Source organism: Acinetobacter endophylla, from assembly GCF_053543775.1.
This window is the reverse complement of sequence record NZ_JBLVOM010000259.1, coordinates 34,037-58,936: the sequence shown is the minus strand read 5'-3', so window position 1 is coordinate 58,936 and position 24,900 is coordinate 34,037. Positions and strand designations below refer to the sequence as shown.

Sequence of the window (24,900 nt, the reverse complement as noted above, 5' to 3'; positions counted from 1 at the left end):
TATAAATCTTCATTTCAGGCTAAATCATACTATGCAGTGTGTTAATTTGTCTGCATATTAGCGCTTTAAATCTTCATGCTTATGACATCAAATAAAATAGTACAACAACCTTATGCCATGTCCTGGATTGTGTTGCTGGCGACCTTAAGTGCACTCGGGCCTTTGTCCATTGATATGTATCTTTCGGCCTTACCGGCCATGGCAGCAGATTTTGGTGTCAGTACTCAAATGGTTTCCAATAGCCTGCCAGCTTATTTCTTCGGTCTGGCGATCGGACAACTGATTTATGGTCCGATCAGTGACCGGATTGGGCGTAAACCACCACTATATTTTGGGCTATGCTTATACATTGTGGCAAGTTTGCTGTGTGTCTTTGCGCAGGATGAATGGAGCCTGATCGCTGCACGGATTCTGCAAGCTCTCGGTGGCTGTGTCGGGGTGGTCATGGCACGCGCTGCAATTCGTGATCGTCTGGATATGCATTCAGCAGCTCAGGCCTTTGCCAGCATGATGATTGTGACCGCAATTGCGCCAATCATTGCTCCAAGCTTGGGGGCTTGGGTATTGATGTTTTATGAATGGAACGTGATCTTCTTGGTGTTGATGGGCTGCGGTCTGTTGAGTCTGGCCTGTGTACACTTTCTTTTTAAAGAAACCCTGGAGCCAGAACGCCGTCTCAAGCTGAACTTTCAACAGGTTATAAGTTTGTACCGGTGCATTTTTCAGGATCCAAGCTTTCGACGTCCGCTCTATGCCGGCTGTTTTTCCGGTGCGGTGATGTTCTGTTATATCAGCGCTTCTTCGGCCATTCTGATGGATCGTTATCAACTGACCGAGCAGCAGTTTGCGTATGCCTTTGGTGCGAATGCCTTCGGGATCATGCTGTTTTCGACCTTGAATAAACGTCTGGCTGGGCGTTTCTCGATATTGCAGCGTCTGAAAATTGGCACCTGTCTGCAGTTTGCCGGTGTATTAGGGTTAATCTTGCTCGGCTGTCTGGATGTCGATTCTGTGCTCTGGGTGTTGTTAGGCATGTTTATTGTGGTGGCAGCCCTTGGGTTTACTGGTCCGAATGCCATGGCTTTAGCAATGGCTAAACAGGGCGAGCGGGCAGGAACTGCAAGTGCCATTATGGGCAGTATGCAATTTGTCTGTGGTTTATTGGGCGGTGTATTACTGAATTTTCTGATCTGGCATGCTTTACTGAATATGGCATTGATCATGCTGGTTTTTGTCGGTATTTCTGCTTGGGCGATTTTTAAAATCAACATGCCCAGCCTAAAAAATGCATAGATGCTGGCTGCCTCTCAGATAATAAAAATACTGGTCTGGACAGAGGGCTAAGCAAGTTGGCTTAGCCCTGCTTGCATCACTCATCGATAAACACGGCAAATTCTTCTACGGGAACGCGCGGGGTAATAAAGCTGTTAATAATTTGCTCTGGGTCGGCATAACCCAGTGCTATACCGCAGACCAGCTCTTCATCATCGGGTGCGCCGACCAGATCAAGCACGATCGGGTGAAAGTGATTCCAGGCTGCCTGCGGGCAGGTATCCAGACCACGGGCTTTTGCGGCCAGCATGACATTCTGGATCATCATAGAAACATCCATTTTGGAACCGATCGCCAAAGAACGATGTACGGTAAAGAACAGGCCGACAGGTGCATCAAATAATTCAAAATTACGCAGTTGCTGACGCGCCATTTTTTCCTTTTCACCTTTTTGAATATTCAGCAAGCCATATAAACCCCAGCCATTTTCACGACGACGTTCAATAAATGGCGAGATCCATTGTTCAGGATAATAGGCAAAAGTTTCCTGATACTGCTGTGACAATTCTGGATTTGCATAGATTTGCATTTGTGCCTGACAGACACGTTGCACGAGTTCATCGCGCTTTTTGCCTGTTACCACATATATCCTCCAGGGTTGGGTATTGGTTCCTGAGGGTGCGCGGCTGGCCACCGTCAAAATCTCTTTTAAGATATCTGTACTAACGGGGGTATTTAAAAAAGCACGCACTGAATGGCGAGAGGTGATGGTGTGATCTATAGCATGAACAAGATTTTGATCCATTATGGGGTCCAGTCGAATATCCTTATTGAGTTTGCAATGACTATAAACTAAACAAACAGAAGGGAGGATAGGAAAATTTCATTGTTTACCGGATGATAAAAATGATTTATCCAAAAAATGGCCAAAGAGTACTTATTTGGCCTTCTAAAATACGAGTTTAGTCCTCTAAATGATCAGAATAAATATTGTTATGAAAATTGTCTTTAAGTGAAAAAAATAGCTTAAATCCCAAGTGCTTGAACCATTCAACAATAACAATTTCACACAGAGAACTGGTTTATTTTGACTGAAAATCAAGATAATTTAATTTCAAGATGCCTGTTTTATTACGTGTTGAGTAAAAGATTAATATTTTTTTTGAATTAAAATATAGATTAATCTTCATATAAAAATAAGAGATTATAATTATTTTTTATAGGTAAATTAACTATTGCTAATAAAAAGAAATAAAACTTGATACAAAGAAACAGCATAATGTACGACTTTTCATCTTAATTCATGCATTTTGTGATTAAGATCTGTTTTAAATAACGCGATTCCAGATGGCTTGAATGAAGTCTTTAGGTTGAAAGCACTCATCAAGCACTGAATGTTTTTTTGAGCTTAAAACACAGTTTTTTTACCAGCATGCGCGTCTGTTGGAAAATTGTCTGCAATTTTCCAACAGACTGAGTATCTGAATAGAAAAGGTGTTGCTTTTATAAATCTCTCATTTGTTGAATATGATCGTGATGATGATATTCATAAGTTTAAAAGAGATGATAAATCGGTTTGTTTTTCTAATGGTGATAGATCAAATCAGGATATTTCCAGATGAAGATCTAATGAGCGAGCTAGAGATCTAGCGCACTTCATCACTTTTAGAACAATAAAAAATTCAAAATCATCTTGGGCAAAAAATTATGGATTTTACTTTTAACGCATTTTATACCTTGATTGCCGCAGTCATTGTTCTGTTACTCGGCCGATTCCTGGTTAATAAAATCGATTTTTTAAGACGTTACAATATTCCTGAGCCGGTTGCGGGCGGTTTGGTTGCGGCGATCATCTCATTGCTGGTGCATTCATTGTGGGGATATAGCATCACCACCAGTGCAGAATTACAAACCAGCTTTATGCTGATTTTCTTTGCTTCGATTGGTCTGAGTGCCAACTTTTCCAAGTTGCGTGAAGGCGGGATCGGTCTGGTTATTTTCCTGTTTGCTGTTTCGGCTTTCATTATTTTGCAAAATGCGGTCGGCATGAGTCTGGCAACATTATTGGGTATTGACCCGTTGATTGGCTTGATTGCAGGCTCAGTTACCTTAACCGGTGGTCATGGTACTGCGGGGGCATGGGGGGAAATTTTTGAAGTTGAACATGGTATTCAAGGTGCGCTGGCACTAGGTATGGCCAGTGCGACTTTTGGATTGATTATCGGCGGTATTATTGGCGGACCTTTGGCCAAGTTGCTGATCAACCGTTATAACCTGGCTACTGCACGTACCGATCAGCAGATCGAAACGCGTGACAATACGCCAATGGACAGTACCACCAGCGAATATGTACCGTTTGAATATCCGCATCAGGTGCGTTTAATTACCGCTGATAATGCAATCACGACCTTGGGCCTGTTTGCAGGCTGTTTGGCTTTTGCAGAGTTTATGACGGGTTTCAGTAAAGGTACTGCATTTGAACTGCCAACATTCGTGTGGGCATTGGCGGGTGGTGTCATCCTGCGTAATGTACTGGAAGGTATTTTCAAAGTTCAGATTTTCGATCGTGCGATTGATGTGTTCGGTAATGCTTCATTGTCGCTGTACTTGGCGATGGCATTGTTGTCATTGAAATTATGGCAATTGGCTGACCTTGCAGGACCACTGATGGTGATTCTGGGTGCGCAAACTATCACCATGGCTTTGTATGCCGGTTTTGTAACTTTCCGCCTGATGGGCAAGAACTATGATGCTGCGGTACTTGCAGCAGGTCATTGTGGTTTTGGTATGGGTGCAACGCCAACAGCGGTTGCCAATATGCAGGCGATTACCAATATGTATGGTGCGTCGCATAAGGCCTTCCTGATTGTTCCATTATGTGGTGCGTTCTTCGTTGACTTAATCAATGCTACTGTTATTCAGATGATTTTGAAGTTTTTTGCATAATTTTTATGCCTGATACGATGAGTCATAGGCTCATAAGGATGTGACATGAATGATCAGTTAAATGAAACCTTACTCGGCTGGATTAATGCCCTGAATGGCCCTTTATGGGATTTTCTGGTGGTGTTTCTGGTCGCAGTCGGTATTTTCTACACGATCATGACGGGTGCAGTACAAATTCGTTTGTTCTGGCACAGCATGAAAGTCATGAAAAATAGCCGTGGCAAGGTTCAGGATACGCACGGCATTACCCCGTTTCAGGCCTTTGTCACTGGACTGGCAAGCCGGGTCGGTGTGGGCAATGTCGCGGGTGTCGCCATTGCGATTGCGATTGGTGGCCCCGGTGCCGTGTTCTGGATGTGGTTTACTGCCTTTTTGGGCATGAGTTCTGCTTTTGTTGAATCCTCTTTGGCACAGTTGTTTAAGGTGCGAGATAACAAAAACCAGCAATTCCGTGGTGGTCCAGCTTATTACATTACTCAAGGCCTGAAACAGAAATGGCTCGGGATTGTCTTTGCGATTGCATTGATCACGACTTATGGTTTTGTCTTCAATGCAGTTCAGGCCAATGCCATTACCGGAGCAACCTCTCATGCCTGGGGCTGGGATCAGGCGAACCTGATTCTGCCATTAGGCGGCCTGAATCTGGAAATTTCCTGGGTCGGATTGTTTCTGGTCTTGATGACTGCGGTGATCATTTTTGGCGGGATTAAACGGATTGCGAAAGTTGCGGAAAGCTTTGTGCCGTTTATGGCTGTGCTTTATCTGGCTGTGGCTTTGTATATTGCGGTCATCAATTACGATCTGCTCCCATCCATCTTCCAGCTCATTTTCAGTAAAGCCTTTGAATTTGAAGCTGCTGCTGGTGGTTTCTTTGGTGCCATGGTATCTATGGCCATGATGATGGGCATCAAGCGTGGTCTGTTCTCTAACGAGGCAGGGATGGGGTCGGCACCGAACGCCGCTGCAGCCTCGGATGTCAAACATCCAGTCAACCAGGGTCTGGTACAGATGCTCGGGGTATTTGTAGATACCTTTGTGGTGTGTTCATGTACCGCGATTATTATTCTGGTCTCAGGACTGTATGAAAATGCAGGCTTTGAAGGCGTGACCTTGACCCAGATGGCGCTTGAAAGCCAGATTGGTGCTTGGGGCGATGACTTCCTGGCTTTGATTCTGTTCCTGTTTGCCTATTCTTCGATTATTGGTAACTATGCCTATGCCGAAGGAAACGTCCAGTTCATCAATAACAATAGCCGGGTGATGTTGATTTTCCGCTTATTTGTATTGGTCATGGTGTATTTCGGTTCTATCGCCAGTGTGCCGTTGATCTGGAATATGGCAGATCTGTTCATGGGTGTCATGGCAAGTATCAACTTGATTGCGATCCTGTTGCTGATGCCATTCCTGCTGATGCTACTCAAAGACTATACCGGTCAGCTGAAGCGTGGTGTGAAAGAACCTGAATTTAAACTGGATAACCATCCTAAATTTAAAGATAAGGTTAAATCAGATATCTGGTAAGACTTGAAGCAAAAAGCCCCGATCATTCGGGGCTTTTTTTGTGCCAAAGTTTTCTTTAGAAGAAATTTAAATAACTTTGATAAAGCACGAAGCCCAAAATCAGGCTGAACCAGACTGGTAGTTTTGAGCGTAGCAGGGCAATCATCACCGCGACAAAGACCAGGTCGGAGCCATAACTAAAATAACGTTGTGAAAGATCCAGCAATAAATACAGCAATAGCCCCACCACCGCAGCATTGATGCCCATCACCGCCTGATGAATATGGCGCTGCTGCATCAACCATGACCAGTAGGGCAAGGTGGCAAAAATCAGGAAAAATGAAGGTAAAAAGATTGCGCAGGTCGCTAGTACTGCATTCAGCCAGACATAGGGCGTCCAAGGCAGCAAAGCACCAATATAACTGGCAAAACTGAATAAAGGCCCCGGCATAAGCTGGGAAAATGCATAGCCAAGATCAAAAGATTGTGCACTCACTAAACCAGTCGTGACAAAGTCCTGATGTAACAAAGGCAGAATCACATGACCGCCACCAAACACCAGCGAGCCAGTCTGATAAAAATTGGAAAAAAATTGCAGCTCCGATTCACCCCATAATTTTCCAGCTAAGGGGAGCAGAACAAACGGCAAGATAAATGCCAGTAACCAATAGGGTGCAGCGGCAGATCGAATATACGGCGAGCTGATTGCCGTTTTGTTAATTTCTTTAGGTTTTGAATCTGATGGGGAAAAATATCCAGCCAAGAGTCCACAGATTGCGCCCAGCATAATCACAAGAATCTGATTAAAACTCACTGAAACGACTATCAGTAATGCGACAGAGAGGATTAAGACAGCATATTGCCAAGCTGATTTACAGAAGCTTCTCAGCATTTGCCAGAATGCCCAGGCGATGACAGAAAATACAATTAACTGGATGGTATGAAAGCTGTTTGAGTTTAAAATATGGAAATAGCTTTGACCCAAGAGCGCCACCAAGGTCATCAGAATCATTGAGGGCAGGGTAAAACCCAACCATGCGATCACGGCACCAGTATAGCCCCGTTGCAGATAACCGATCGACAGCCCCACCTGACTGCTGCTCGGCCCGGGTAAAAGTTGCGCCAAAGCGACCAGTTGACTGTACTGGGTGTCATTCAACCATTGCAGTTGGGTCACAAATTTTCGGTGAAAAAACACCAGATGCGCCGCTGGACCACCAAATGAAATGCAGCCCAGTTGCAGGAAAATCAGGAAAATCCGATACAGTGAGATTGAAGACATACAGTTATGGGGAAAAATGAAGATAAAGTAGCTGAACTGTATGACAGTTTTACGAAATTCTACAGACTATTTATGCATGTGTTTATACACTATGCTGCTTTAGATTAATGAGGACATTCTCTGCATGCAGAAATATGTGTTGAGTATGGTGATACTGGGTACATTTGGCCTAAGTGCTTGCCAAACGACCCCAATGACAGCCCAAGCGGCGACTAGTCATCTACAACCTGCTGCACAACGCGGAGAAGCTCAGGCACGTCCGAATCAAATTGATTTTCAAAAGATCAAGCAAACCCAGCAACGTCCGGTAGTTGCTTTAGTTCTGGGCAGTGGCGGTGCGCGTGGCTATGCGCATATTGGTGCGTTGGAAGTACTGGAACAGGCGGGTATTCAACCAGATTTTATTGTCGGAACCAGTGCGGGCAGTATTGTGGGATCCATTTATGCAAGTGGCAAACCGGCGATTGAACTGCGCAATATTGCTCTCAACATGCGACCGAATGATGTCCGTGATATCAAGCTGGCCAGAAAAGGTTTTTTTGATGGCAAGAAAGTTGAGGACTATGTCAACTTGCAAGTCGATCAAACCCCGCTTGAAGCCATGAAAATCCCGATGTTTGTGGTAGCAACCGCGCTGAAAGAAGGCAAGAAAGTCGTCTTTAACCATGGCAATACCGGACAGGCGGTACGTGCTTCAGTCTCGATTCCGAGTATGTTCATTCCGACCATCATTCGAGGTAAAGAATATGTAGATGGTGGTCTGGTCAGTCCGGTGCCGGTTGATGTGGCACGTGAGCTAGGGGCCGACATTGTAATTGCGGTGGATATTCTGGCACAACCCATTCACACGGAAACCAGCAATGTCTGGGGACTGTTTAACCAGAACATCAATATTATGCAGCAACATCTGGCGCATGAAGAATTAAAGCATGCAGATGTGGTGATTCAGCCGGATTTACGCGAAAAAGGCCATATCTTTGATGTCCGTGGCAGGGAACTCACCATGCAGGCTGGTGCCGAGGCGACCCAGTTAAAGTTGATGGAAATTTCACAAGCCTACCAAAAACATGATTATGCTCAAGGACATCGCATTCCACAGTTTGTGGTACATGAACATCAAGCTCAATAAATCTTTTTTTTGAAATTTCTGTTTATCCCTATATCGAAGTATAGGGATATTCACTCAAAAGGATAACGGATCATCGGCTGTAACGCTTAACTGATTGTTATAAAAGATAAGATGATTGCCTATGTGTATCAGTCAGTCGGAATTATCGCAAAAGATAAAATTAATTTTAAATATAACAAATTGAATTATAAGTATATTGTTTTAAATAATAAGCCTTATTCGTCTTAAATTAAAATTTTAATATTATTATTCGTATACTTAAGTTGATCAAATATTCAAAAGCATCGATGTTCATGCCAGAATGCAGTTTGAAAAGATCACTACACAGATGTAGACATCATGATGCATATTAAAATTGGACAGCAGGTCAAACTGGCACAATTCGAACACTATATTTTTACAGTGACCGCGACCCATCAGGATGGTTCTTTTACCGTTGAAACGACCTTGGATGGTCAACAAATTTTAAGTTATCAGAACCTGGCGCAGGAAATGCTCAGGCCAGTGATGCTTTAAATCACGCAGAGCCTTTTTATTTTCCTGAATTATTTTTGTTCAGCGCTTAAAACAGTGAAAAATTCTCAGTTGCTGTGTGATCAACCCCAGATAAATAAGTGTTGATTTATTGGCACTTAACTTTCTAACTGAGATTTTAAGCAATTAAATATATTTTTTTCTGTATGAATACATTTTCTATATCAATAATTGTGATGCTTCATTTGCCGAATTGAACATTTTATTCATGTTAAAAACGCTATAATAATAAACGATAACCTTGTCATTCAAAGAGTTCAAAGAAAACGATGGCCCCTTTAGATCAAATTGCAGCAGTGTCGGATGACCAGTCAGAGTTAACGATGTCAGTTCTCATGACGCCAGATATGGCAAATTTTTCAGGAAATGTTCATGGTGGAACCATTCTGAAATTATTGGATCAGGTGGCGTATGCGTGTGCAAGTCGCTATTCGGGTAGTTATGTCGTGACCTTATCTGTAGACAAGGTGAATTTTAAAGAGCCGATTCACGTCGGTGAGCTGGTTACATTCCTGGCCAGTGTGAATCATGTTGGCCGTACCTCGATGGAAATCGGGATTCGTGTAGAAGCCCAGAATATTCAAAAGAGAACGGTACGTCATACCAATAGCTGCTATTTCACCATGGTTGCGGTGGATGAAAATGGTAAACCAAAACAGATTCCAGCTTTGAACCTGGACAATGACTGGAAACGTTGCCGTTTTGAAGCAGCAGAACAGCGTAAAGTCGCGCGTTTGCAAGAAAATCATCATCCTTCTTGCAGCATTTATAAAAAGACTGCACAAAGTTAAGTTAGATCGTGATTGAGAAAAGACCTTCCTTAGAAGGTCTTTTTTTTAATTCAATTTCAGTTTTTTGCTGGAGCTTTGCCATTTTTTACTCTAATATAAAACGATACGTATCGTTTCGATTTTTAAATATTAAAAGTTAAGTAGAAAAATATGAGCAGTGACGAAAAAAGTTCCCGGCGACAGCAGTGCATTTTACAGGCAGTCGCAGATGCGCTGGCAGAATGTGAATATCATCAGCTGACGATTGAAGATGTGGCGGCACGTGCCGGCGTAGGCAAGTCCACGATTTATCGATGGTGGAAACATAAATCGGAACTGGTGCTGGACACTTTCAAACAGCATACAGCTTCGGTATTTGAGCTGGATGCCTCTAAAAGCCTGAAAAGTAATCTTATTCAACAACTTGGTTCTTTATCTCAGGCACTGAATCATCCGGTGGGGCGGGCTTTGCTGGTGGTGATTGCCAATCACCGTGAACTGGCAGGTGAGTTCTTTCAGCAATATCTCTTGCCACGTCGGCAACAGACTCATCAACTGATTCAGCAAGCGATTGAACGGGGAGAAATCCGCGCGGATTATCCTTTTGATTTGATGCTGGATACCTTATACGGCCCGATTCATTACCAGATCATTTTTTTCAACCGGATTCCAGATGAACACTATATCCAGAATCTGGTCGAGTTGGCCTTGTATCCTGTCGCTATTCAAGCCTGAGTTTGTGCTATTTCCCTACAAATTTTAAAAGTTGGTGATTATGTCAGTTAGCGCTGAGCGGTTATGGAATCGCTCATTTATCTTGTGCTTATTCAATAATTTTTTCCTGTTCGTTTATTACTTTGCCTTACTGACCATCTTGCCGATTTACATCATGAAAGATCTGGGCGGTTCGGTAAAAGAAGCTGGGTTGGCGCTGACGCTATTTTTGGCCTCTTCGATTGCGATTCGGCCATTTTCCGGCATGATCATCGAAAAGCTCGGCAAGAAAATCTCGATGCGCGGCGCAGGTGTGATTTTTGCCTTATTTGCCTTTAGTTATTTGCTGGTAGATAGCATGTGGTCGCTGTTGCTGGTGCGTTTTTTACATGGCATCTGGTTCAGTATTTTGACCACGGTGGCAGTACCCGTCGCCAATGAATTTATTCCTGAACAGCGCAAAGGTGAGGGCATGGGTTATTTTGTCATGTCAACCAATCTGGGTGTGGTATTTGGGCCCTTGCTGGCATTGACCGTGATTCAGTTCACCAGCTTCAAGGTCTTATTTGGCATTCTTGCCGTTATTATTTCTTTGGGATTAATCTTTTGCTGGATGCTCAAAATCACAGAGTTACCAAAACCTGAAGCCATAAGCAAAGAGAAAACCAGCTTGAGCTTGCAGGATATTCTGGAAGTCAAAGTTCTGGCGGTAAGTTTCGTGGCTTTATTAACCGCTTTTGCCTACTCGGGCATCATGAGCTTTATTACTGCATTTAGTGAAACCAAGCAGCTTTTAGCCTATACCAGCGTATTCTTTATTGTCTTTGCAGCGTCCATGTTGCTGGTCAGACCTTGGGTTGGAAAGATTTATGACCGTAAGGGACCCAGTGCAGTTATTTATCCTTCATTTATTTTCTTTGCCATTGGTCTGGTGATTGTCAGCCTGATTTCCAATCAATGGATATTATGGTTGTCGGCGGTGTTTATTGGGATCGGTTATGGTTCACTATTCCCATGTTTGCAGACCTTGGCCATTCAGTCGGTCGACAAACAGCGTATGGGACATGCGATTTCAACCTTCTTTACCCTGTTTGATCTGGGTTTAGCGATCGGTTCCGTAGCCATGGGAATATTGATTGCCTATTGGGGCTTTGAAACCACCTATGTTTTGAGTGCTGTACTCGTCATTGTGACGATATTGGTTTATCGTCAGTATGTTGCCAAAAAGCAAAAATAAGCGCCCGGCAAGTTTGGAGTTATAAAATGGAATTAAGACATTTACGTTATTTCGTTACAGTGGCGCAGGAACTGAACTTTACCCGTGCCGCGGAAAAATTAAATACGGTACAGCCATCACTGAGCCAGCAAATCAAGGATCTGGAACGTGAGGTTGGCGTACAGTTGCTGGAGCGGAATAACCGTAAGGTCGGGCTCACTGAAGCCGGTCAGGCATTTTTAAAAGAAGCTTTATTGAGTCTTGAGCATGCAGAGCGCGCCATTCAGACTGCCAGACAGATCGCCAATGCACAGCAGGACCAGCTGAATATCGGTTTTGTCCCGGTCGCGGAAATGAAAGTCTTTCCTTATATCATGCCGAATATCCGCGCGCATTTTCCTGAACTGAAAGCACAGTTTCACAGTCTGACCGATGCAGAGCAGTTTAGTGCCTTAAGAAATGGACAGATCGATATTGCCTTTACCCGTTATCCGGGGCAGTTGAGTGAATTTGATTCGATCCGCATTTTTGATGAGCCTTTAACCTTGATTGTGCCGAAAGATTCCCCGGCTGCGGCCTTGCCCTATGTCAGTATCAAGAGTTTTGAAAATCAGGACTTTGTAATTAGTGATGAGCAGTCCTCACCGCAACTGCATAAGCTGATTCAGGATTTTTTTAAACAGTCCAAATTAAAAGTGAATGTGGTGCAGTATTCCACCAATATTCTGCTCAATGTCAATCTGGTGGGAATGGGCGTGGGCTGGAGTCTGGTGCCAGCCTATGTGATTCCATTGCTCGGCGATAATATTGTGGTGAAAAAGACCCTAGAACCGTTACCGATGATTGGACTGTATGCCAATTATCGCAAGGATCAAAAACATGTGGTGATTGATCTGATTTTGAAAGTATTAAAAGAAAAGTTTTGTGTGGATCTTTTTTAATATTTAAACCTTCAATCTGCCCATCTAAAAAGCCGTGCGACAGAAATGATCTGTAGCACATCCTTTTAAATCGGGACTGCAAATCACTTTATACTGAACCTCTAACAATAAAAACCGGTTGAAGCAGGATGATGAAGCTCTATAACAACCCGCAATCACGTGGCCTGACCTTGTTGCCTTTACTGAAAGAATTGCAGATTGAAGACCAGATTGAACAGGTGGAAGTCGCCTATGAGCATATGCATCAGCAGGCGTATACACAGATCAATCCGATGGGAAAAGTTCCCTGTCTGGTGGATCAAGGTGTCATTATTTCAGAAATGGCCGCTATTTTTATCTATCTGGCAGATAAATATCGTGACAAAGGATTGGCACCTGCTTTGGATGATCCGAAGCGTGGGGCGTATTTAAAATGGATGTTTTTCTGTCATGGACCCTTCACCGAATATATCGATATAAAAAATTTGCAGGTGTCGCCAGAAAATATTGAAAAGAACCGGAGAAGTTTAAGTTTTGGGAATGAAGCAGCCGTATTTGATTTTCTGCAACAGGGCATCGGGCAGGCTAGTCCTTATCTGTTGGGTGAAAAAGTCTCGGCGGCGGATCTCTATGTGGCTTACTGTTTGATCTTCGCCATATCTGCGAAAATTTTACCGCCATTTGACGAGTTTAGGCTCTTCCTGCAGCAGATGGCTCGCCGTGATTCCCTGAAAGATATCCCGTGGTTTCAAGAGTACCGAGTCTAATTCCTCTGTCTATATATTGTCCGGGAGATCTAAAACAATAAAAAAAACCACGCCGAAGCGTGGTGAAAAGTGACCCTAATATTATTTCAGGTAAAGCTTTTTAAACAGTTGCTGGCTGGTGCTTTCCATCGATTGAGGAATGGCCAGGGCAGCTACGAAACGGTCAGGACGCAAGATCACAACTGAATCAGACGTGTTGCCAAACCACGAGCGGATATCTGTGCCGATATCACCAATGGTGATGACATCTTCATACTGTTTACGCTGGCTATTTTGCAATTGCACCGCAGGAATTACCTGAATGAATTTCACGCGGAGCGTTTTCCACTGTTGCAACGTATCTGGGCTCAGACCCCATTTCGGATCGACACCCCAAGCAATAATCGCAAAATCATTGCCGATCACTTCATCCAGTAATACGGTTTCACCCGAAGCCAGCTGAACCTGAGGCTGGATAAACATCTTACCGACCGGAGAGTTCTTGGCTCCGTTACTCAAAAGTGCGCCGTCATGATATTTCGGCATCGGTTTAAAGCGCATTTCCAGCAGATATTGTTTGATCGGCTTGATATAGTTCAGGGCATAGGCAATGCTGTCACGAACAAATCCTTGCCATTTTTTCGGTGGTGCCAGTACGTGACCTGCCATCACCGACAGGTCAATCATCGCCTTGGCATGGTCTTTACGTTCGATCTGATACGAATCTAAAAGTGCTGGGCCAGCTTTACCTTGAACAACCAGTGCCATTTTCCAGGCCAGGTTAAAGGCATCACGCATACCGCTGTTATAACCCTGACCTTGCCATACCGGCATGATGTGCGCAGCATCACCGGCCAGCAAAATACGGTCGACACGGAACTTGTCGGCAATACGGGCATTATGGGTATAAACACGCTGACGGATCACTTCGATACCATCCGTGCTTGGTAAGACCTTGGACAGAAGTTTGGCAATATTTTCCGGTTTGCTCAGTTCTTCCTGCGTTTCACCCGGCATGACCATAAATTCAAAGCGTCGAATACCATGTGGCAAAGCAGCTGATACATAAGGACGAACCGGATCACAACATAAGTAAATATGCGGTGTAGCAAGCGGGTCATTCTCAAGATCGATCACGATCCATTGATTCGGTGCGGTTTCACCTTCAAAGGCAATGCCCAGGTTGCGGCGCACATAAGAATTACCGCCATCACAGGCAATCAGATATTGAGCGCGGATGGTTTCTGCATCGCCCTCTTTATTTTGCAGATTGAGTATTACGCCGTCAGCATCTTGACTAAACTGAGTCAATTGACGAGAAAACAGCACTTGGGTGTTTTTATATTGCTTTAAGCCTTGCAGTAGGACGTTATCAACTTGTGGCTGAATAAAGGCATTACGGCGCGAGAAACCGAACTCACGTGTTAAAGGTTGAATATCAGCAAAACAGCGACCTTTAGGCGTCAAGAAGCGCATCGCATGATTCGGAGTGGTATGCGGTAAGACTTGATCGACTAAACCCAAAGATTGAATGGTACGCAAGGATTCATCATCGATTCCAATCGCACGTGGATAATCAATCAAACTATCCAGTTGCTCGACAATCGTGACAGCTATGCCTTGCTTGCTCAGATAGTTGGCAATGGTTAAGCCGACAGGGCCGGCGCCAAGGATTGCCACTTCAGTAGTGTAATTAGTATTGCTCATAGCGAATGTCCATTCAATCGACTTGCATTTGATGCTATTAAGGGACAGTTAGAAGCTAGAAACAAGTTAGGCGATAGTAGCTTAAGTATATGGATAATATTGGAATGAAATAGGTGGTTTTTAAATAAACAATTGATTTTAATTATAAAAATAATAAAAATTTGATAGCCCGTATTAATTCTATGATCAGTTTTGACTATGGTGATAAATAGATTTTGTGCAATAAAAATGCTGAACCAGCATCAAGCATGATTCAGCATCGAATAATATCGGGGGCAGTATAGGACAAAGCCTACTGGAGAATTACTGTCCCTGATATTTTCATTGAAGGATTAAACGAGTCGTTCAATTAATTAACGTGCAGCAGGTTTTGCAGGGGGCGTGCTTTCTATAGCAGCTTCAGAGGCAGCAGGCTGCTCTGCAGATGCACCTGCAACAGGAGCATTCGATTCAGGTAATTCTTGTGTAGTCACAATCACTTTTTCTTCTGCAGTGGTGGTTTTCGCATCTGTGGTTTTGCTGTCAGCAAAACTGGTGGCTGCAGCAGCAGTAAGCGTAGTGGCAAGTAAGATTTGTGCATATTTCATTTTTGGCATCCTTTTATTCATGTCATGTAATCTGCCGAGCTGACCATCACATCAATTCGACAGATGCCCATCCTAAGCACTGAAATTTTACTGAGCAAATCAATTAACAAAAGCGACACGCAGGGAATAACCCAGCAGATACAAAACTGAGAAAGTTGTTTTATTTCTGTTAATTATGCGGAGTTTTATTTAATGAAAGTGTGTGTGAATATTTCAAGAATCCAATTTGAAATAAAAGTTAACATAGAAAATTGGTAATTTGGGATCATTCCATTAATTTTTATCTCTGTGATTTTCACGCCGTGTTTGCGAAGAACACGCATTTTAAAGTCACACTGTGCTTTATAATGCAGAGTATTGCTATTTCTATTCAATCTCTTGAGAGTCGATTTTGAAAATTCTGTCAGCGTCGCAGGCTATTCCTGTCCATATCATTTCCGGATTTTTGGGTGCAGGTAAAACCACACTACTCAAACATTTATTACAGCAAAAACCGGAACAGGAAATCTGGGCTGTGCTAATGAATGAATTCGGCCAGATTGGGGTAGACCAGCAGTTATTGCCGCAAGATCAGGGTTATGCGGTCAAAGAGCTGTTGGGTGGTTGTCTATGTTGCAGTAGCCAATTGCCGATGCAGATTGCCTTGTCACGCCTGCTGTCAGAAGTGAAACCGGATCGTCTGTTTATCGAACCTACCGGACTGGGGCATCCTGGCCAATTACTGGAACAGCTGACCGAACCGCACTGGCAGAGTCATTTAAACATGCAGGCATTGGTCACAGTGGTAGATGGTTCACGTTTGCATGATCGAGACTGGACTCAGCAAAACCTGTACGCAGACCAACTCAAGGCAGCGCATATTGTGGTGATTTCACATACTGACTTGATGACAACCGCAGACCACGCAGCACTCACGCAACTTCAGACAGAATATCAACCTTATGCCCAACAGTGGTTGTTCACCGAGCATGGACAACTCGATATCGAACTGATCAAGCAGGACTATCGGGGTTCCGCCCGTCAGATTCAGCCTTTGTTAAAACAGCAACAGATCACCCGTTCAGCAGATACGCCCTTAGTGATTCAGCAAATGCCTTATCATTATGTAGAAAGCGCGCAGGGTTATCAGGTTGCGGGCTGGAAATTCCCAAAACGCTGGCAATTCAATTTTTATGATCTGCTGGATCTGCTCTGTGAACAAAAAGACTGGCTCAGAATCAAGGGAATTTTTAATACGGATCAAGGCTGGAAAAGCTTTAATTTTAATCCTGAGCAGTTTAATTATCAGTCGGCAGATGAAGGCATTGATAACCGGGTAGAAGTGATTTATCAACAGTCACGGGATTGGCTGGCCTTTGAAACTGCCCTGATGCAATGTCGTATGGATCCAGAGAAATAATGGTACTGTTTCTAGTGCGCTGAATGAATTATTGGCCTAAATCTGTTCAGCAAAATAGCGCTAAATCTTATATGCTAGGCGCCAAATTTGAGGATTATGTGATGGCGTTAAAAGCGACGATTTATAAGGTTGATTTGAATATTGCGGACATGGATACGCATCGTTATGAGGATTATCAGCTGACGATGGCGCTGCATCCTTCAGAAACCATTGAACGCTTGATGGTGCGTATTCTGGCCTATGCACGCTATGCCGATGAAGCACTGGAATTTACCAAGGATCTGTTTGAAACCGATGAACCGGCACTCTGGGAAAAAGATCTGACCGGTCAACTGGTCAAATGGATTGAAGTCGGTAGCCCGGATGAAGATAAAGTCAAAAAGGCCAGTGCGCGTTGCAAGCAGGTCGCAGTCGTCACCTATGGTTCTGCGGTGGATGAATGGTATAAGCGCAGCAGCAAATTAAAAACCTTAAAAAATGTGGAAGTGTGGAAGTTATCTACCGCAACCACCGACGCATTGCCACAGTTATGCGAACGCACCATGCAGTTACAGCTCAATGTGATGGATGGTGAATGGACCTTGATTGGCGATCAGGGCCAAGTGCTGGTGGAGTGGGGACAGTTACAATAAGGCCAAATAAGGATGCAAGTCTGGACTTGTATCCTGTAGCTCAAATTGCGTATATCTGAGGAATAAGAATACGCAGGGTTGCACCATGTACCATGAACTTTATGATTTACTGCTGGCTGTCGCGATCGGCGCAATTATTGGTGCAGAGCGTGAGTATCATAGTAAATCTGCCGGACTGCGTACCATGATTATGGTCAGTCTGAGTTCCTGTTTATTCACCATTATCTCTCTGAAAATAGGCGTGGCCAATCCTGACCGGCTGGCCGCTAATGTCTTGACTGGACTGGGTTTTCTGGGTGCCGGTGTTATCCTGAAAGATGATAACCGTATTTCTGGAATTACCACCGCAACCACGATCTGGATGACGGCAGCACTCGGCATGGCGGTCGGTGCAGGCTATGAACTCTTAAGTATTTGGGCTACTTTTATTGTCATGGCGGTGCTGGTTCTATTGATGTATGTCCAGCGCGGCATTGAATCTCTGAATCAGGAACGCAACTATGAAATCGTTTGTCCATTTGATCAAAATGATTCCGATCACTACGAAATGTTATTTAAACGTTATCAGTTAAAAGTGGTGCATTCCTCACAAAAAAAAATTGATCAACAGATTGTCGGACGCTGGATTCTGATGGGATCGGCCAAGAATCATCAAGAATTAACCCAGTATTTACTCAATGATAAGAATATTCAGGAACTCAGCTTTTAACCCATCAATGGCCCAGACTTAAAAATATAGAGCATTCCAGTTTATACTGAGCTTTGAATTTTATGCTCCTCTCAGGTAAATAACCATGATCAACGAACTTGAAATTATTGATTTAAAAGTAGGCGAAGGTAAAGAAGCGGTAAAAGGTGCCTTAATTACCACGCACTATACTGGCTGGCTGGAAGATGGAACCAAGTTCGATTCTTCAATTGACCGCGGTAATTATTTTGAAACTGTTATTGGTACCGGTCGTGTGATCAAAGGTTGGGATCAGGGGATTCTGGGAATGAAAGTTGGCGGTAAGCGTAAACTGATGGTGCCTGCACATTTGGCCTATGGCGAACGTAAAATGGGTAAAGTCATTCCAGCCAATTCCAACCTGATTTTTGAAATTGAACTGTTTGATGTAAAAACACGTGATTAAAATCATTTAACTAGCTGAATATAAATTATATTTTTTATTCAAAAATGTATGAAGGTTCTGGTACAGTCGCTTCAAAATAGACTGTGCCGGAGATGCTACAAAAAACATCTAAAAAGATTTGAAATCAAAAATATTCCTTGTAGATTATAAGAATAATAAAGAATTATCTTGAGATAGAACGTATTTGCATAACTTGATAAGGAATGTCTGTTTTTTCGTATTTGTCTGTGTCTTGAGCTGGATGACTTGCATCGTAAGTTCAGCAATCGCCCAGGATGAACTCCCTTCGCCGTCATTTCAGCAGCAATCTCACGGCCATGTTACTGAAGTCCATTTTACCGAACATAGTACGAGTCCTTTGCAGGGAAAATGGTTGTTTTATCCGAGCCAGTTTATTGTTCAGCCTAGTCCCATACTCCAGTCAAAAACAGTTGAATTGCCAGCCTCTTTTAAAACTCTGGCAGGTTCAAATTCTGGCTATGGTACCTTTATTGGCTATTTTAAAATTCCGAAAGAATTTCTCGGGCGACGCATCGCGATTCGGATTCCGACCCAATACGGCGCCTATCGGGTATATGTCAATGGACAGTTTATTGTCCGACTCGGAGAAATCAGTACCACACCTGAAAAACAGGTGACTGAAAAAGCACCGCGTATTGGCTATTTTGTTCCAGACACTGAATATATTACTTTAAGCATTCAGGCTTCCAATTATACCCACTTGCATGGCGGTCTCGAACGACCAATGCAGATCGGCGTTGCAGCTACCATCAATCGCCAATTCCAGCAGCTCATGATGAGTATCGCCATGGTGTGTGGGGCGGTGCTTGGGGTGGGGATGTTTACTATTCTATTTTCGGTATTCAGGGGATCACAAGAACGTAACAGTAAAAGTATCTTTGTTTTTGGCTGGTTTATTGTCTTTTTGGCCCTGCATAATCTGTTTTCTGCACCTTATGCCTATACGGTATTTACCAATATCAACTGGCTGTGGGGAGCCCGCTTAGAGTATCTGTTTACTTTTATTGCTGCCTTCTTTTTTCTCAGTTATATGCATCTGTTTAACCGGCGCTATTTAAATCCAGTGATTTATTATATCGCGGTGGTATTACTGGTCTTTAATATTATTTTTACATTATTCTCACCTCCTGAGATATTTGAACGTCTCGCCCTATTTAGTGCGATTTTTGCCTTGGTTATCATCGGTAATTTTATTTACGGCTTTTATAAGACCTTACGTTATAAAGAGCATTATTCGCGTTTAAATCTGATTGCGATTATTTTTCTTTGTGTCACCTTTTTGAATGATTATCTGTTGCTGATCAATGCAATTAAAACCACGTATCTGTTTTTTATCTCTACCAGTGTTTATGCCTTATTAATTATGTTTCAGCAGTCCAGACATTATGCACATCAAACTTATGAGACTGAACAGCTAAACCTGAACCTGATCGCGCTCAACGATTCACTCGATCAAAAAGTTAAAGAACGGACCCAGCAGCTGCGTGAAGTGAATGCCAAACTGGAACAGCAAATGAATATTGATGCACTGACCGGGGCTTTTAACCGGCGTGCCTTAAATCATGAAATCCAGCAGCAGTTTTTACAGACCCAAAAACAGCCGCAACATACCTTGATTTTTGCCATGCTCGATGTCGACTATTTCAAAAACTATAATGATTATTATGGTCACTTAAAAGGCGATGAAATCCTGAAAAATCTGGTCAGGATTATCCAAGCTGCTTTGCCACCGTCTGGCTATCTGGCACGTTATGGTGGTGAAGAGTTTGCTATTCTGCTCAGCGGAATGCCGGTTCAAACTGCCCTAAAAAATCTGGAAAATGTATTAAACCAGATTCGGGAACAGCGTATGGAACATCTGAATCGGCCAGATGCAAAAGATTATGTTACGGTTAGTATGGGCGCGGCCTGGGTTGAACAAAAACATGGCTATGCAGATATTCATGAATTGATGAAAGCGGCAGATGTGCAGCTCTATGCCGCTAAACAGGCAGGACGTGATCAGTTAAAAATTGAGAAAGAGGCCGATTAAAAAACATATTTATACAGATAACACGATTCATCTTCTGACTCGGCAGAATGTGGATGAAAGCCGCAGTGTTGATAATAACTTAAGGCAGTTTGAGTAGACTGTATTTCAATCTGATGAATTTTTTTCTTTAATAAAGCGTGATGCATTTGATGAAATAACTCGGTGCCAAACCCCAGCCTTTGGCAGTGTTGGGCCACATAATGCATCCGGATTTCTCCAGCATCACTGACCAATAAGAACCCGACGACCTTGTCATAGATGAGATAAACCCAGCAATCGTTATACAGCATATCGACAATCAGGCTGGCATGATCAAATTTTTCTAGCCAGGTTTGAATTTTGCTTTCTTCACGCTGATGATCCAGTACACAGGACTGAATGCTGTCATGAATGACCTGAATAATTTGAGGTATATCTTCGACCCTCCCTTCACGAATCATAATATTATTCATTTTCTCGAACATTTATAGGGAAGGTTTATTTGATAAAAAAGAAGAGGGTAAAAAACAGAACAATATTGTAGTTTTTTGAGAATCTTTGCTGTGATTTATTAATGTGAAGATTGGTTCTGTTGATGATTTGTCCTGTTTGTTTATCTCAAGTTCTTGAATCTCATTAGGGAGTTAAAAATAAAAAATCAAAGTAAATCAATTTTTAAATAAATCGAAGTTCGAATCTGGGCACAAATGAGCAAGCAGAGAAGATAAATAGTAAAAATAAGCCTCAAGTTTGCACTGTATAAAAAATAGACGTATGCTGAGTCAAAAGGGACTATTCAAATGAATCTTGATCCTATAACCATAAAAATAAAATTAGTCACATGAGATCATCAACCATGCTGAAATTACTGCTGTTGTTATGTGTTTTATTCATGTTGAATGCTGCCTGGATCGTCGGCAGAAAGATCTATAAAGCTCAGCGCCATCTGGTGTGTCAGCGTCCAGAAAAACCGGCACAGATTTCTAGCATGACAGAGCAAGAGGTCATCGAGCAAGAGCAGCAAGTACATCTGGTGGATGCTTATGAACTGGAATTGTTTGACGATGTGGCACAGCTATTCTTTCAACGGCAGGTGCATATTGAGAGTCGGGCACAGGCCGAACAGTTACAGCAAGAACTATTACAAAAAATGCCGATGCACAGTGGTACCCAGATTCGTCAGATGGATTTAGGCGAATGGTCTATTTTCTGGAATTTTTATGATCAGTCACTGGAATATTATGTCGGTCGCTATGGCGTATTCTATGCACATGTCGACCGTTTTGGAGAAGAGCACCGGCATGAAATTCGTAGGGAGCTTTTGCATTCTGACTGTGCTTAGAACACCACTTTCAGTCATTCTGTACGATTGAAGATCTCAGACTACGTACTTAAGCCATTGCAATTCAGAAAAGGTATCTCATGCCTTAGCTCAGATTTTTTCTGCCACTTGGCGGAAATAGCCCATATAATTTATCTCCTTTAAGCCATAATCTTGTGCTAGAAAAACCTCAAAACTCGAGAGTCGTATCCTTGAAATAGTCATTTAAAATGTACGAAGTCTGGCGAGCAATGATCCGGACTAAAAAGGCAGAAATACTATGATCATTGATTTTCATCAAGCACAATTACAGAAGTTTATTGCACTGGCGATGAAGATCGAAGCTGAGCCTGAACTGTATTTGCAGTTTGATTCTGTGTCTGATTTTTATAAGGCTGACTGGCTGCAGGCTTTCCCAGCTGGAACTGAATACTATGTTTCCGGTCTAGATGATGGTGCCGATGAGTTTCATGCCGTGATTTATTATGGCGAAGCGCAGCTACAGATCAGCTGTGGACAGGCACAGCTTTCAGTAAAACTATGTTGCAAACATTGACCGGGCTGCCGGAATTTCCCGATAAAAGAATAATGACATCCGCTATAAAGTTGATATAAATTGCAGAGTCATCTCTGTATCTGATTTTTATTCGCATCAGCCGAGAGTGGCATAGGCGAATATCGTAATAAAAATAAGGAAAAAATAGCATGGCACATCAGTTCACCGTGAAAGCAATTATCAATGGCGTGTCTATTGATGAATTTAAGCGTTTGGCCAATGATATTCGTTTGCATGAGGCAGTTTGCCATCGAATTCCTGCGCAAAACTTGGAAATCCTGGTTTCGGAAAAGCAGGGGCATATGTATACCCTGAAACGCGCTTATAATCTAGATGTTAATATTCCGGATATCGCAAAAAAATTACTCAAAGATGCCTTCCGTTTGCAGCGTACCGATGTCAGCGATCTGAATGAAATGACGTCAACGGTACAACTCGGTGCGAACTTGCCGATCGAAGCCATCTGTCAGCGTGCAGTTACCGGAGATGAAGACCAGATCCAGTTTCAATTAAACTGGACAGTCAAAGTCAAAGTGCCTTTGCTCGGTGGCATGCTAGAAAAGCATGCGGAAGGTGAGATTCGTAAATTTAGTGAAATTGAACTCAGCATCGTCGAAGATGAATTGCGTAAAGGTCTCACCGCTTGAAGCAATCAAATAGTGTGATCGACCTAATTTAAAAACTGATTAGGTAGACGCTGGGTAGTGGTAGCTAATTGGGCGGTAGATCACCATTTTCAGGGCACTACCACTATCCAAAAAACTTTTTTAAGTGCTGATAAAGTTTGCCGTCACGTTAATGCTGATGGCCAGAATGGTGGTATTGAATCCGTAAGCCAAAAGCAAATGTAGGGTATTTAAAACCCGCATGGATTGGCAAGTAATGGAGACATCTGCAGTTTGCGCAGAAGTCCCGATGATATAACTGAAATATAGAAAGTCCGGATAAGTCGGTCTGGTGGTATTGGGGAAATCTAGTCCACCTTGTTGCTGTCTGTCGAGCGCCAGATAAAAGTCATGTGCATAATGAATTGCAAAAACCGTATGCATCAAGAACCAGGCTGAAATAATGGTCAGAACTGACAAGATTAAATGACCGGTTCGGATGGTAGTATCTTTGGGTAAATGATTAATTTCAATAATAATCGCAATAAAACACATGATCAGGGTGATGATCACCAAAAACAGAATAATCCATTTGCTGGCATCTTGTTGCATTGCACGTTGCAGAATATGAGCATGATCAATACGCCAGAGTTTTTTTATGGTCAATAATAAATAAGCGTAAATCGCGATATTCCAGCTGATCAATAGGCAGCTTGACCAGCTCAAAGGGGTAAGGGTCTGTAAAATCAGATAAAATCCAATGATGGCTGGGAAAATAATAAAGAAATACAGACGGGATTGAAGTGCCGTTTTTATAGACTGAAGAAACTGCATCATGTCATTTATATTTATTTTGCTGACTTCTCAAGATCCTAGCACAGAACCGTTTGCAATAAAGAAGATTGCAACGGTCTGAGTTATTTCCTCTACAACATTTCATCCTAAAGGTGTCGAACTGATTCGAGTTGAATCATTTGACTGCGCGGATCGCGTAGCACGCGTGATTATCTCAATAGATTTTTTCTGAACTGATGTTTAAACGGATTGAGCGGGTTGTTGGATTGCAGTGCCATAAGCAAAGACTTCCACCATGCCACCTTGCATACCGAGTTCAGTCGTGCTGAGCCGAATGCCCATAATCTGAGTCGCACCAATTTTTTCGGCTTCCAGTTTTAAACGTACAATCGCTTCACGTCGTGCGCGTTCTACTACACTTTCATAGCTGGTCAGACGGCCACCCAGCATATTCTGTACATTGGCAATCGCATATTTAAAATAATCATGGGAAATGACCACATTGCTGCTGATCATCTGTCCGGAATATTCAGACACAACGAAGCGGCTATTGTTCACCCGGATATAGGCCAGACGTTGTTCCTGTTCATCCAGATAACGAAAATGTTTACCTTCGTTATAACGTCCAAAACCGAAACCAACACTAAACAGAATGGCAAAAATGATGATCTGGAGAATTAAACCATCCATGCTTTAATCTGCCTGCGGAAAAGGGTCGGGCAATTTCGGCATGATCGGATCAACGACTACGGCTGTCCCATAAACAAAGAGTTCAGAAGCACCTTGGGCGATATTAGAGGTCGAGAAACGAATGCCGACAATCGCATTGGCACCCATACTACGGGCTTTTTCAATCATGCGGTTCATGGCTTCCTGACGGGATTCTTCCAGCAGTTCGGTATAGGCGGTAAGCTCACCACCGACAATATTTTTCAGGCCGGCCAGTAAGTCACGTCCGACATGTTTGCTGCGTACGGTACTGCCATACACCACATCAATTTGCTGGCGAATGGTATGACCCGGTACAGATTCCAGATTGCTAAGTAACATGTGCATGTTTTCTAAATAAATTGCTGGTCTATGACAATAGGAAAACTGCCTTGA

Annotated in this window: 26 protein-coding genes; 18 read left to right on the top strand and 8 right to left on the bottom strand. The window is 42.9% G+C overall.

The genetic code is table 11. The features are described from left to right. Window positions 1-75 precede the first annotated feature (75 nt). The gene (locus ACNPNW_RS14780) at window positions 76-1,293 is read left to right on the top strand and encodes a multidrug effflux MFS transporter (RefSeq protein WP_253174380.1); all 1,218 of its coding nucleotides are present in this window, start codon (window positions 76-78) and stop codon (window positions 1,291-1,293) included. Window positions 1,294-1,369: 76 nt separating this feature from the next. Here ACNPNW_RS14780 and ACNPNW_RS14775 read toward each other — a convergent pair whose 3' ends face one another. Then, a complete protein-coding gene (locus tag ACNPNW_RS14775) occupies window positions 1,370-2,077 on the bottom strand; it encodes a nitroreductase (RefSeq protein WP_253174381.1) in 708 nt (235 codons plus the stop codon). A 902-nt stretch (window positions 2,078-2,979) separates the two neighbouring features. Here ACNPNW_RS14775 and gltS point away from each other — a divergent pair. Together gltS and ACNPNW_RS14765 are read left to right on the top strand one after the other, a co-directional pair. Continuing rightward, on the top strand, window positions 2,980-4,218 hold the full coding sequence (gene gltS / locus ACNPNW_RS14770; RefSeq protein ID WP_253174382.1) for a sodium/glutamate symporter: 1,239 nt from the start codon (window positions 2,980-2,982) through the stop codon (window positions 4,216-4,218). Window positions 4,219-4,263: 45 nt separating this feature from the next. Next, complete coding sequence (locus ACNPNW_RS14765; RefSeq protein ID WP_004731963.1) at window positions 4,264-5,739, top strand: alanine/glycine:cation symporter family protein; 1,476 nt, start codon at window positions 4,264-4,266, stop codon at window positions 5,737-5,739. A 55-nt stretch (window positions 5,740-5,794) separates the two neighbouring features. On the opposite strand, the gene chrA is transcribed toward ACNPNW_RS14765, so the two are convergent. Further along, on the bottom strand, window positions 5,795-7,000 hold the full coding sequence (gene chrA / locus ACNPNW_RS14760) for a chromate efflux transporter (RefSeq protein WP_253174383.1): 1,206 nt from the start codon (window positions 6,998-7,000) through the stop codon (window positions 5,795-5,797). A gap of 124 nt (window positions 7,001-7,124) precedes the next feature. Between chrA and ACNPNW_RS14755 the strand changes: the two genes are divergently transcribed. The 7 genes from ACNPNW_RS14755 (at window position 7,125) to ACNPNW_RS14725 (ending at window position 13,050) form a co-directional block, all read left to right on the top strand. Further along, a complete protein-coding gene (locus ACNPNW_RS14755) occupies window positions 7,125-8,129 on the top strand; it encodes a patatin-like phospholipase family protein (protein WP_448767096.1) in 1,005 nt (334 codons plus the stop codon). A gap of 339 nt (window positions 8,130-8,468) precedes the next feature. Further along, window positions 8,469-8,645 (top strand): hypothetical protein, encoded by a 177-nt coding sequence (locus tag ACNPNW_RS14750; protein WP_005263564.1) that lies wholly within the window; start codon window positions 8,469-8,471, stop codon window positions 8,643-8,645. A 287-nt stretch (window positions 8,646-8,932) separates the two neighbouring features. Further along, complete coding sequence (locus ACNPNW_RS14745) at window positions 8,933-9,454, top strand: acyl-CoA thioesterase (RefSeq protein ID WP_004280680.1); 522 nt, start codon at window positions 8,933-8,935, stop codon at window positions 9,452-9,454. A gap of 150 nt (window positions 9,455-9,604) precedes the next feature. Next, window positions 9,605-10,168 (top strand): TetR/AcrR family transcriptional regulator, encoded by a 564-nt coding sequence (locus tag ACNPNW_RS14740; RefSeq protein ID WP_253174384.1) that lies wholly within the window; start codon window positions 9,605-9,607, stop codon window positions 10,166-10,168. 40 nt (window positions 10,169-10,208) lie between these two features. Continuing rightward, window positions 10,209-11,384: an MFS transporter gene (locus ACNPNW_RS14735; protein ID WP_253174385.1), complete on the top strand. Its 1,176-nt coding sequence runs from the start codon at window positions 10,209-10,211 to the stop codon at window positions 11,382-11,384. A gap of 26 nt (window positions 11,385-11,410) precedes the next feature. Continuing rightward, the gene (locus ACNPNW_RS14730) at window positions 11,411-12,304 is read left to right on the top strand and encodes a LysR substrate-binding domain-containing protein (protein WP_191112525.1); all 894 of its coding nucleotides are present in this window, start codon (window positions 11,411-11,413) and stop codon (window positions 12,302-12,304) included. 131 nt (window positions 12,305-12,435) lie between these two features. Beyond that, entirely contained in the window at window positions 12,436-13,050 is a 615-nt protein-coding gene (locus ACNPNW_RS14725; RefSeq protein WP_253174386.1) for a glutathione S-transferase family protein, read from the top strand. 81 nt (window positions 13,051-13,131) lie between these two features. Here the strand turns inward: ACNPNW_RS14725 and ACNPNW_RS14720 are convergent, their stop codons facing one another. After that, the gene (locus ACNPNW_RS14720; RefSeq protein ID WP_253174387.1) at window positions 13,132-14,736 is read right to left on the bottom strand and encodes a bifunctional 3-(3-hydroxy-phenyl)propionate/3-hydroxycinnamic acid hydroxylase; all 1,605 of its coding nucleotides are present in this window, start codon (window positions 14,734-14,736) and stop codon (window positions 13,132-13,134) included. A gap of 353 nt (window positions 14,737-15,089) precedes the next feature. Next, the gene (locus tag ACNPNW_RS14715) at window positions 15,090-15,323 is read right to left on the bottom strand and encodes a hypothetical protein (protein ID WP_219308707.1); all 234 of its coding nucleotides are present in this window, start codon (window positions 15,321-15,323) and stop codon (window positions 15,090-15,092) included. A gap of 391 nt (window positions 15,324-15,714) precedes the next feature. Between ACNPNW_RS14715 and ACNPNW_RS14710 the strand changes: the two genes are divergently transcribed. From ACNPNW_RS14710 to ACNPNW_RS14690, 5 genes are all read left to right on the top strand, one after another. Continuing rightward, window positions 15,715-16,722, top strand: a complete 1,008-nt coding sequence (locus ACNPNW_RS14710; RefSeq protein ID WP_253139031.1) for a CobW family GTP-binding protein — start codon at window positions 15,715-15,717, stop codon at window positions 16,720-16,722. 101 nt (window positions 16,723-16,823) lie between these two features. Further along, window positions 16,824-17,354, top strand: coding sequence for a YaeQ family protein (locus ACNPNW_RS14705; RefSeq protein ID WP_448767120.1), 531 nt, complete (start codon window positions 16,824-16,826; stop codon window positions 17,352-17,354). Window positions 17,355-17,439: 85 nt separating this feature from the next. Beyond that, window positions 17,440-18,063, top strand: a complete 624-nt coding sequence (locus ACNPNW_RS14700; protein WP_039902312.1) for an MgtC/SapB family protein — start codon at window positions 17,440-17,442, stop codon at window positions 18,061-18,063. Between the two features lie 85 nt (window positions 18,064-18,148). Then, a complete protein-coding gene (locus ACNPNW_RS14695) occupies window positions 18,149-18,487 on the top strand; it encodes an FKBP-type peptidyl-prolyl cis-trans isomerase (protein WP_004280661.1) in 339 nt (112 codons plus the stop codon). Window positions 18,488-18,728: 241 nt separating this feature from the next. Then, complete coding sequence (locus ACNPNW_RS14690) at window positions 18,729-20,540, top strand: sensor domain-containing diguanylate cyclase (protein ID WP_448767095.1); 1,812 nt, start codon at window positions 18,729-18,731, stop codon at window positions 20,538-20,540. On the opposite strand, the gene ACNPNW_RS14685 is transcribed toward ACNPNW_RS14690, so the two are convergent. Further along, window positions 20,537-21,004, bottom strand: a complete 468-nt coding sequence (locus ACNPNW_RS14685) for a GNAT family N-acetyltransferase (protein ID WP_448767094.1) — start codon at window positions 21,002-21,004, stop codon at window positions 20,537-20,539. The genes ACNPNW_RS14690 and ACNPNW_RS14685 overlap by 4 nt on opposite strands. Window positions 21,005-21,375: 371 nt before the next feature. Between ACNPNW_RS14685 and ACNPNW_RS14680 the strand changes: the two genes are divergently transcribed. The 3 genes from ACNPNW_RS14680 (at window position 21,376) to ACNPNW_RS14670 (ending at window position 23,043) form a co-directional block, all read left to right on the top strand. After that, entirely contained in the window at window positions 21,376-21,861 is a 486-nt protein-coding gene (locus tag ACNPNW_RS14680) for a hypothetical protein (protein ID WP_219308713.1), read from the top strand. Window positions 21,862-22,120: 259 nt separating this feature from the next. Beyond that, a complete protein-coding gene (locus ACNPNW_RS14675; RefSeq protein WP_004280654.1) occupies window positions 22,121-22,396 on the top strand; it encodes a hypothetical protein in 276 nt (91 codons plus the stop codon). A 149-nt stretch (window positions 22,397-22,545) separates the two neighbouring features. Continuing rightward, window positions 22,546-23,043, top strand: a complete 498-nt coding sequence (locus ACNPNW_RS14670; protein ID WP_004280652.1) for a DUF2505 family protein — start codon at window positions 22,546-22,548, stop codon at window positions 23,041-23,043. A gap of 120 nt (window positions 23,044-23,163) precedes the next feature. Here ACNPNW_RS14670 and ACNPNW_RS14665 read toward each other — a convergent pair whose 3' ends face one another. The 3 genes from ACNPNW_RS14665 to ACNPNW_RS14655 form a co-directional block, all read right to left on the bottom strand. After that, window positions 23,164-23,838: a DUF1345 domain-containing protein gene (locus ACNPNW_RS14665; RefSeq protein WP_448767093.1), complete on the bottom strand. Its 675-nt coding sequence runs from the start codon at window positions 23,836-23,838 to the stop codon at window positions 23,164-23,166. 198 nt (window positions 23,839-24,036) lie between these two features. Further along, the gene (locus ACNPNW_RS14660; RefSeq protein WP_004731922.1) at window positions 24,037-24,486 is read right to left on the bottom strand and encodes a YbjQ family protein; all 450 of its coding nucleotides are present in this window, start codon (window positions 24,484-24,486) and stop codon (window positions 24,037-24,039) included. A 3-nt stretch (window positions 24,487-24,489) separates the two neighbouring features. Continuing rightward, window positions 24,490-24,846, bottom strand: a complete 357-nt coding sequence (locus tag ACNPNW_RS14655; protein ID WP_005104015.1) for a YbjQ family protein — start codon at window positions 24,844-24,846, stop codon at window positions 24,490-24,492. Window positions 24,847-24,900: the final 54 nt, after the last annotated feature.

What these genes read in the sequence shown, in the direction of transcription:
- ACNPNW_RS14680 (WP_219308713.1), top strand. Translation starts at nt 21,376, where the DNA reads ATGCTGAAATTACTGCTGTTGTTATGTGTTTTATTCATGTTGAATGCT.
- gltS (WP_253174382.1), top strand. Translation starts at nt 2,980, where the DNA reads ATGGATTTTACTTTTAACGCATTTTATACCTTGATTGCCGCAGTCATT.
- ACNPNW_RS14715 (WP_219308707.1), bottom strand. Translation starts at nt 15,323, where the DNA reads ATGAAATATGCACAAATCTTACTTGCCACTACGCTTACTGCTGCTGCA.
- ACNPNW_RS14775 (WP_253174381.1), bottom strand. Translation starts at nt 2,077, where the DNA reads ATGGATCAAAATCTTGTTCATGCTATAGATCACACCATCACCTCTCGC.
- ACNPNW_RS14665 (WP_448767093.1), bottom strand. Translation starts at nt 23,838, where the DNA reads ATGATGCAGTTTCTTCAGTCTATAAAAACGGCACTTCAATCCCGTCTG.
- ACNPNW_RS14685 (WP_448767094.1), bottom strand. Translation starts at nt 21,004, where the DNA reads ATGTTCGAGAAAATGAATAATATTATGATTCGTGAAGGGAGGGTCGAA.
- ACNPNW_RS14735 (WP_253174385.1), top strand. Translation starts at nt 10,209, where the DNA reads ATGTCAGTTAGCGCTGAGCGGTTATGGAATCGCTCATTTATCTTGTGC.
- ACNPNW_RS14720 (WP_253174387.1), bottom strand. Translation starts at nt 14,736, where the DNA reads ATGAGCAATACTAATTACACTACTGAAGTGGCAATCCTTGGCGCCGGC.
- ACNPNW_RS14700 (WP_039902312.1), top strand. Translation starts at nt 17,440, where the DNA reads ATGTACCATGAACTTTATGATTTACTGCTGGCTGTCGCGATCGGCGCA.
- ACNPNW_RS14725 (WP_253174386.1), top strand. Translation starts at nt 12,436, where the DNA reads ATGAAGCTCTATAACAACCCGCAATCACGTGGCCTGACCTTGTTGCCT.
- ACNPNW_RS14670 (WP_004280652.1), top strand. Translation starts at nt 22,546, where the DNA reads ATGGCACATCAGTTCACCGTGAAAGCAATTATCAATGGCGTGTCTATT.
- ACNPNW_RS14655 (WP_005104015.1), bottom strand. Translation starts at nt 24,846, where the DNA reads ATGTTACTTAGCAATCTGGAATCTGTACCGGGTCATACCATTCGCCAG.
- ACNPNW_RS14690 (WP_448767095.1), top strand. Translation starts at nt 18,729, where the DNA reads ATGACTTGCATCGTAAGTTCAGCAATCGCCCAGGATGAACTCCCTTCG.
- ACNPNW_RS14660 (WP_004731922.1), bottom strand. Translation starts at nt 24,486, where the DNA reads ATGGATGGTTTAATTCTCCAGATCATCATTTTTGCCATTCTGTTTAGT.
- ACNPNW_RS14740 (WP_253174384.1), top strand. Translation starts at nt 9,605, where the DNA reads ATGAGCAGTGACGAAAAAAGTTCCCGGCGACAGCAGTGCATTTTACAG.
- ACNPNW_RS14780 (WP_253174380.1), top strand. Translation starts at nt 76, where the DNA reads ATGCTTATGACATCAAATAAAATAGTACAACAACCTTATGCCATGTCC.
- ACNPNW_RS14750 (WP_005263564.1), top strand. Translation starts at nt 8,469, where the DNA reads ATGATGCATATTAAAATTGGACAGCAGGTCAAACTGGCACAATTCGAA.
- ACNPNW_RS14765 (WP_004731963.1), top strand. Translation starts at nt 4,264, where the DNA reads ATGAATGATCAGTTAAATGAAACCTTACTCGGCTGGATTAATGCCCTG.
- ACNPNW_RS14730 (WP_191112525.1), top strand. Translation starts at nt 11,411, where the DNA reads ATGGAATTAAGACATTTACGTTATTTCGTTACAGTGGCGCAGGAACTG.
- ACNPNW_RS14695 (WP_004280661.1), top strand. Translation starts at nt 18,149, where the DNA reads ATGATCAACGAACTTGAAATTATTGATTTAAAAGTAGGCGAAGGTAAA.
- ACNPNW_RS14675 (WP_004280654.1), top strand. Translation starts at nt 22,121, where the DNA reads ATGATCATTGATTTTCATCAAGCACAATTACAGAAGTTTATTGCACTG.
- chrA (WP_253174383.1), bottom strand. Translation starts at nt 7,000, where the DNA reads ATGTCTTCAATCTCACTGTATCGGATTTTCCTGATTTTCCTGCAACTG.
- ACNPNW_RS14705 (WP_448767120.1), top strand. Translation starts at nt 16,824, where the DNA reads ATGGCGTTAAAAGCGACGATTTATAAGGTTGATTTGAATATTGCGGAC.
- ACNPNW_RS14745 (WP_004280680.1), top strand. Translation starts at nt 8,933, where the DNA reads ATGGCCCCTTTAGATCAAATTGCAGCAGTGTCGGATGACCAGTCAGAG.
- ACNPNW_RS14755 (WP_448767096.1), top strand. Translation starts at nt 7,125, where the DNA reads ATGCAGAAATATGTGTTGAGTATGGTGATACTGGGTACATTTGGCCTA.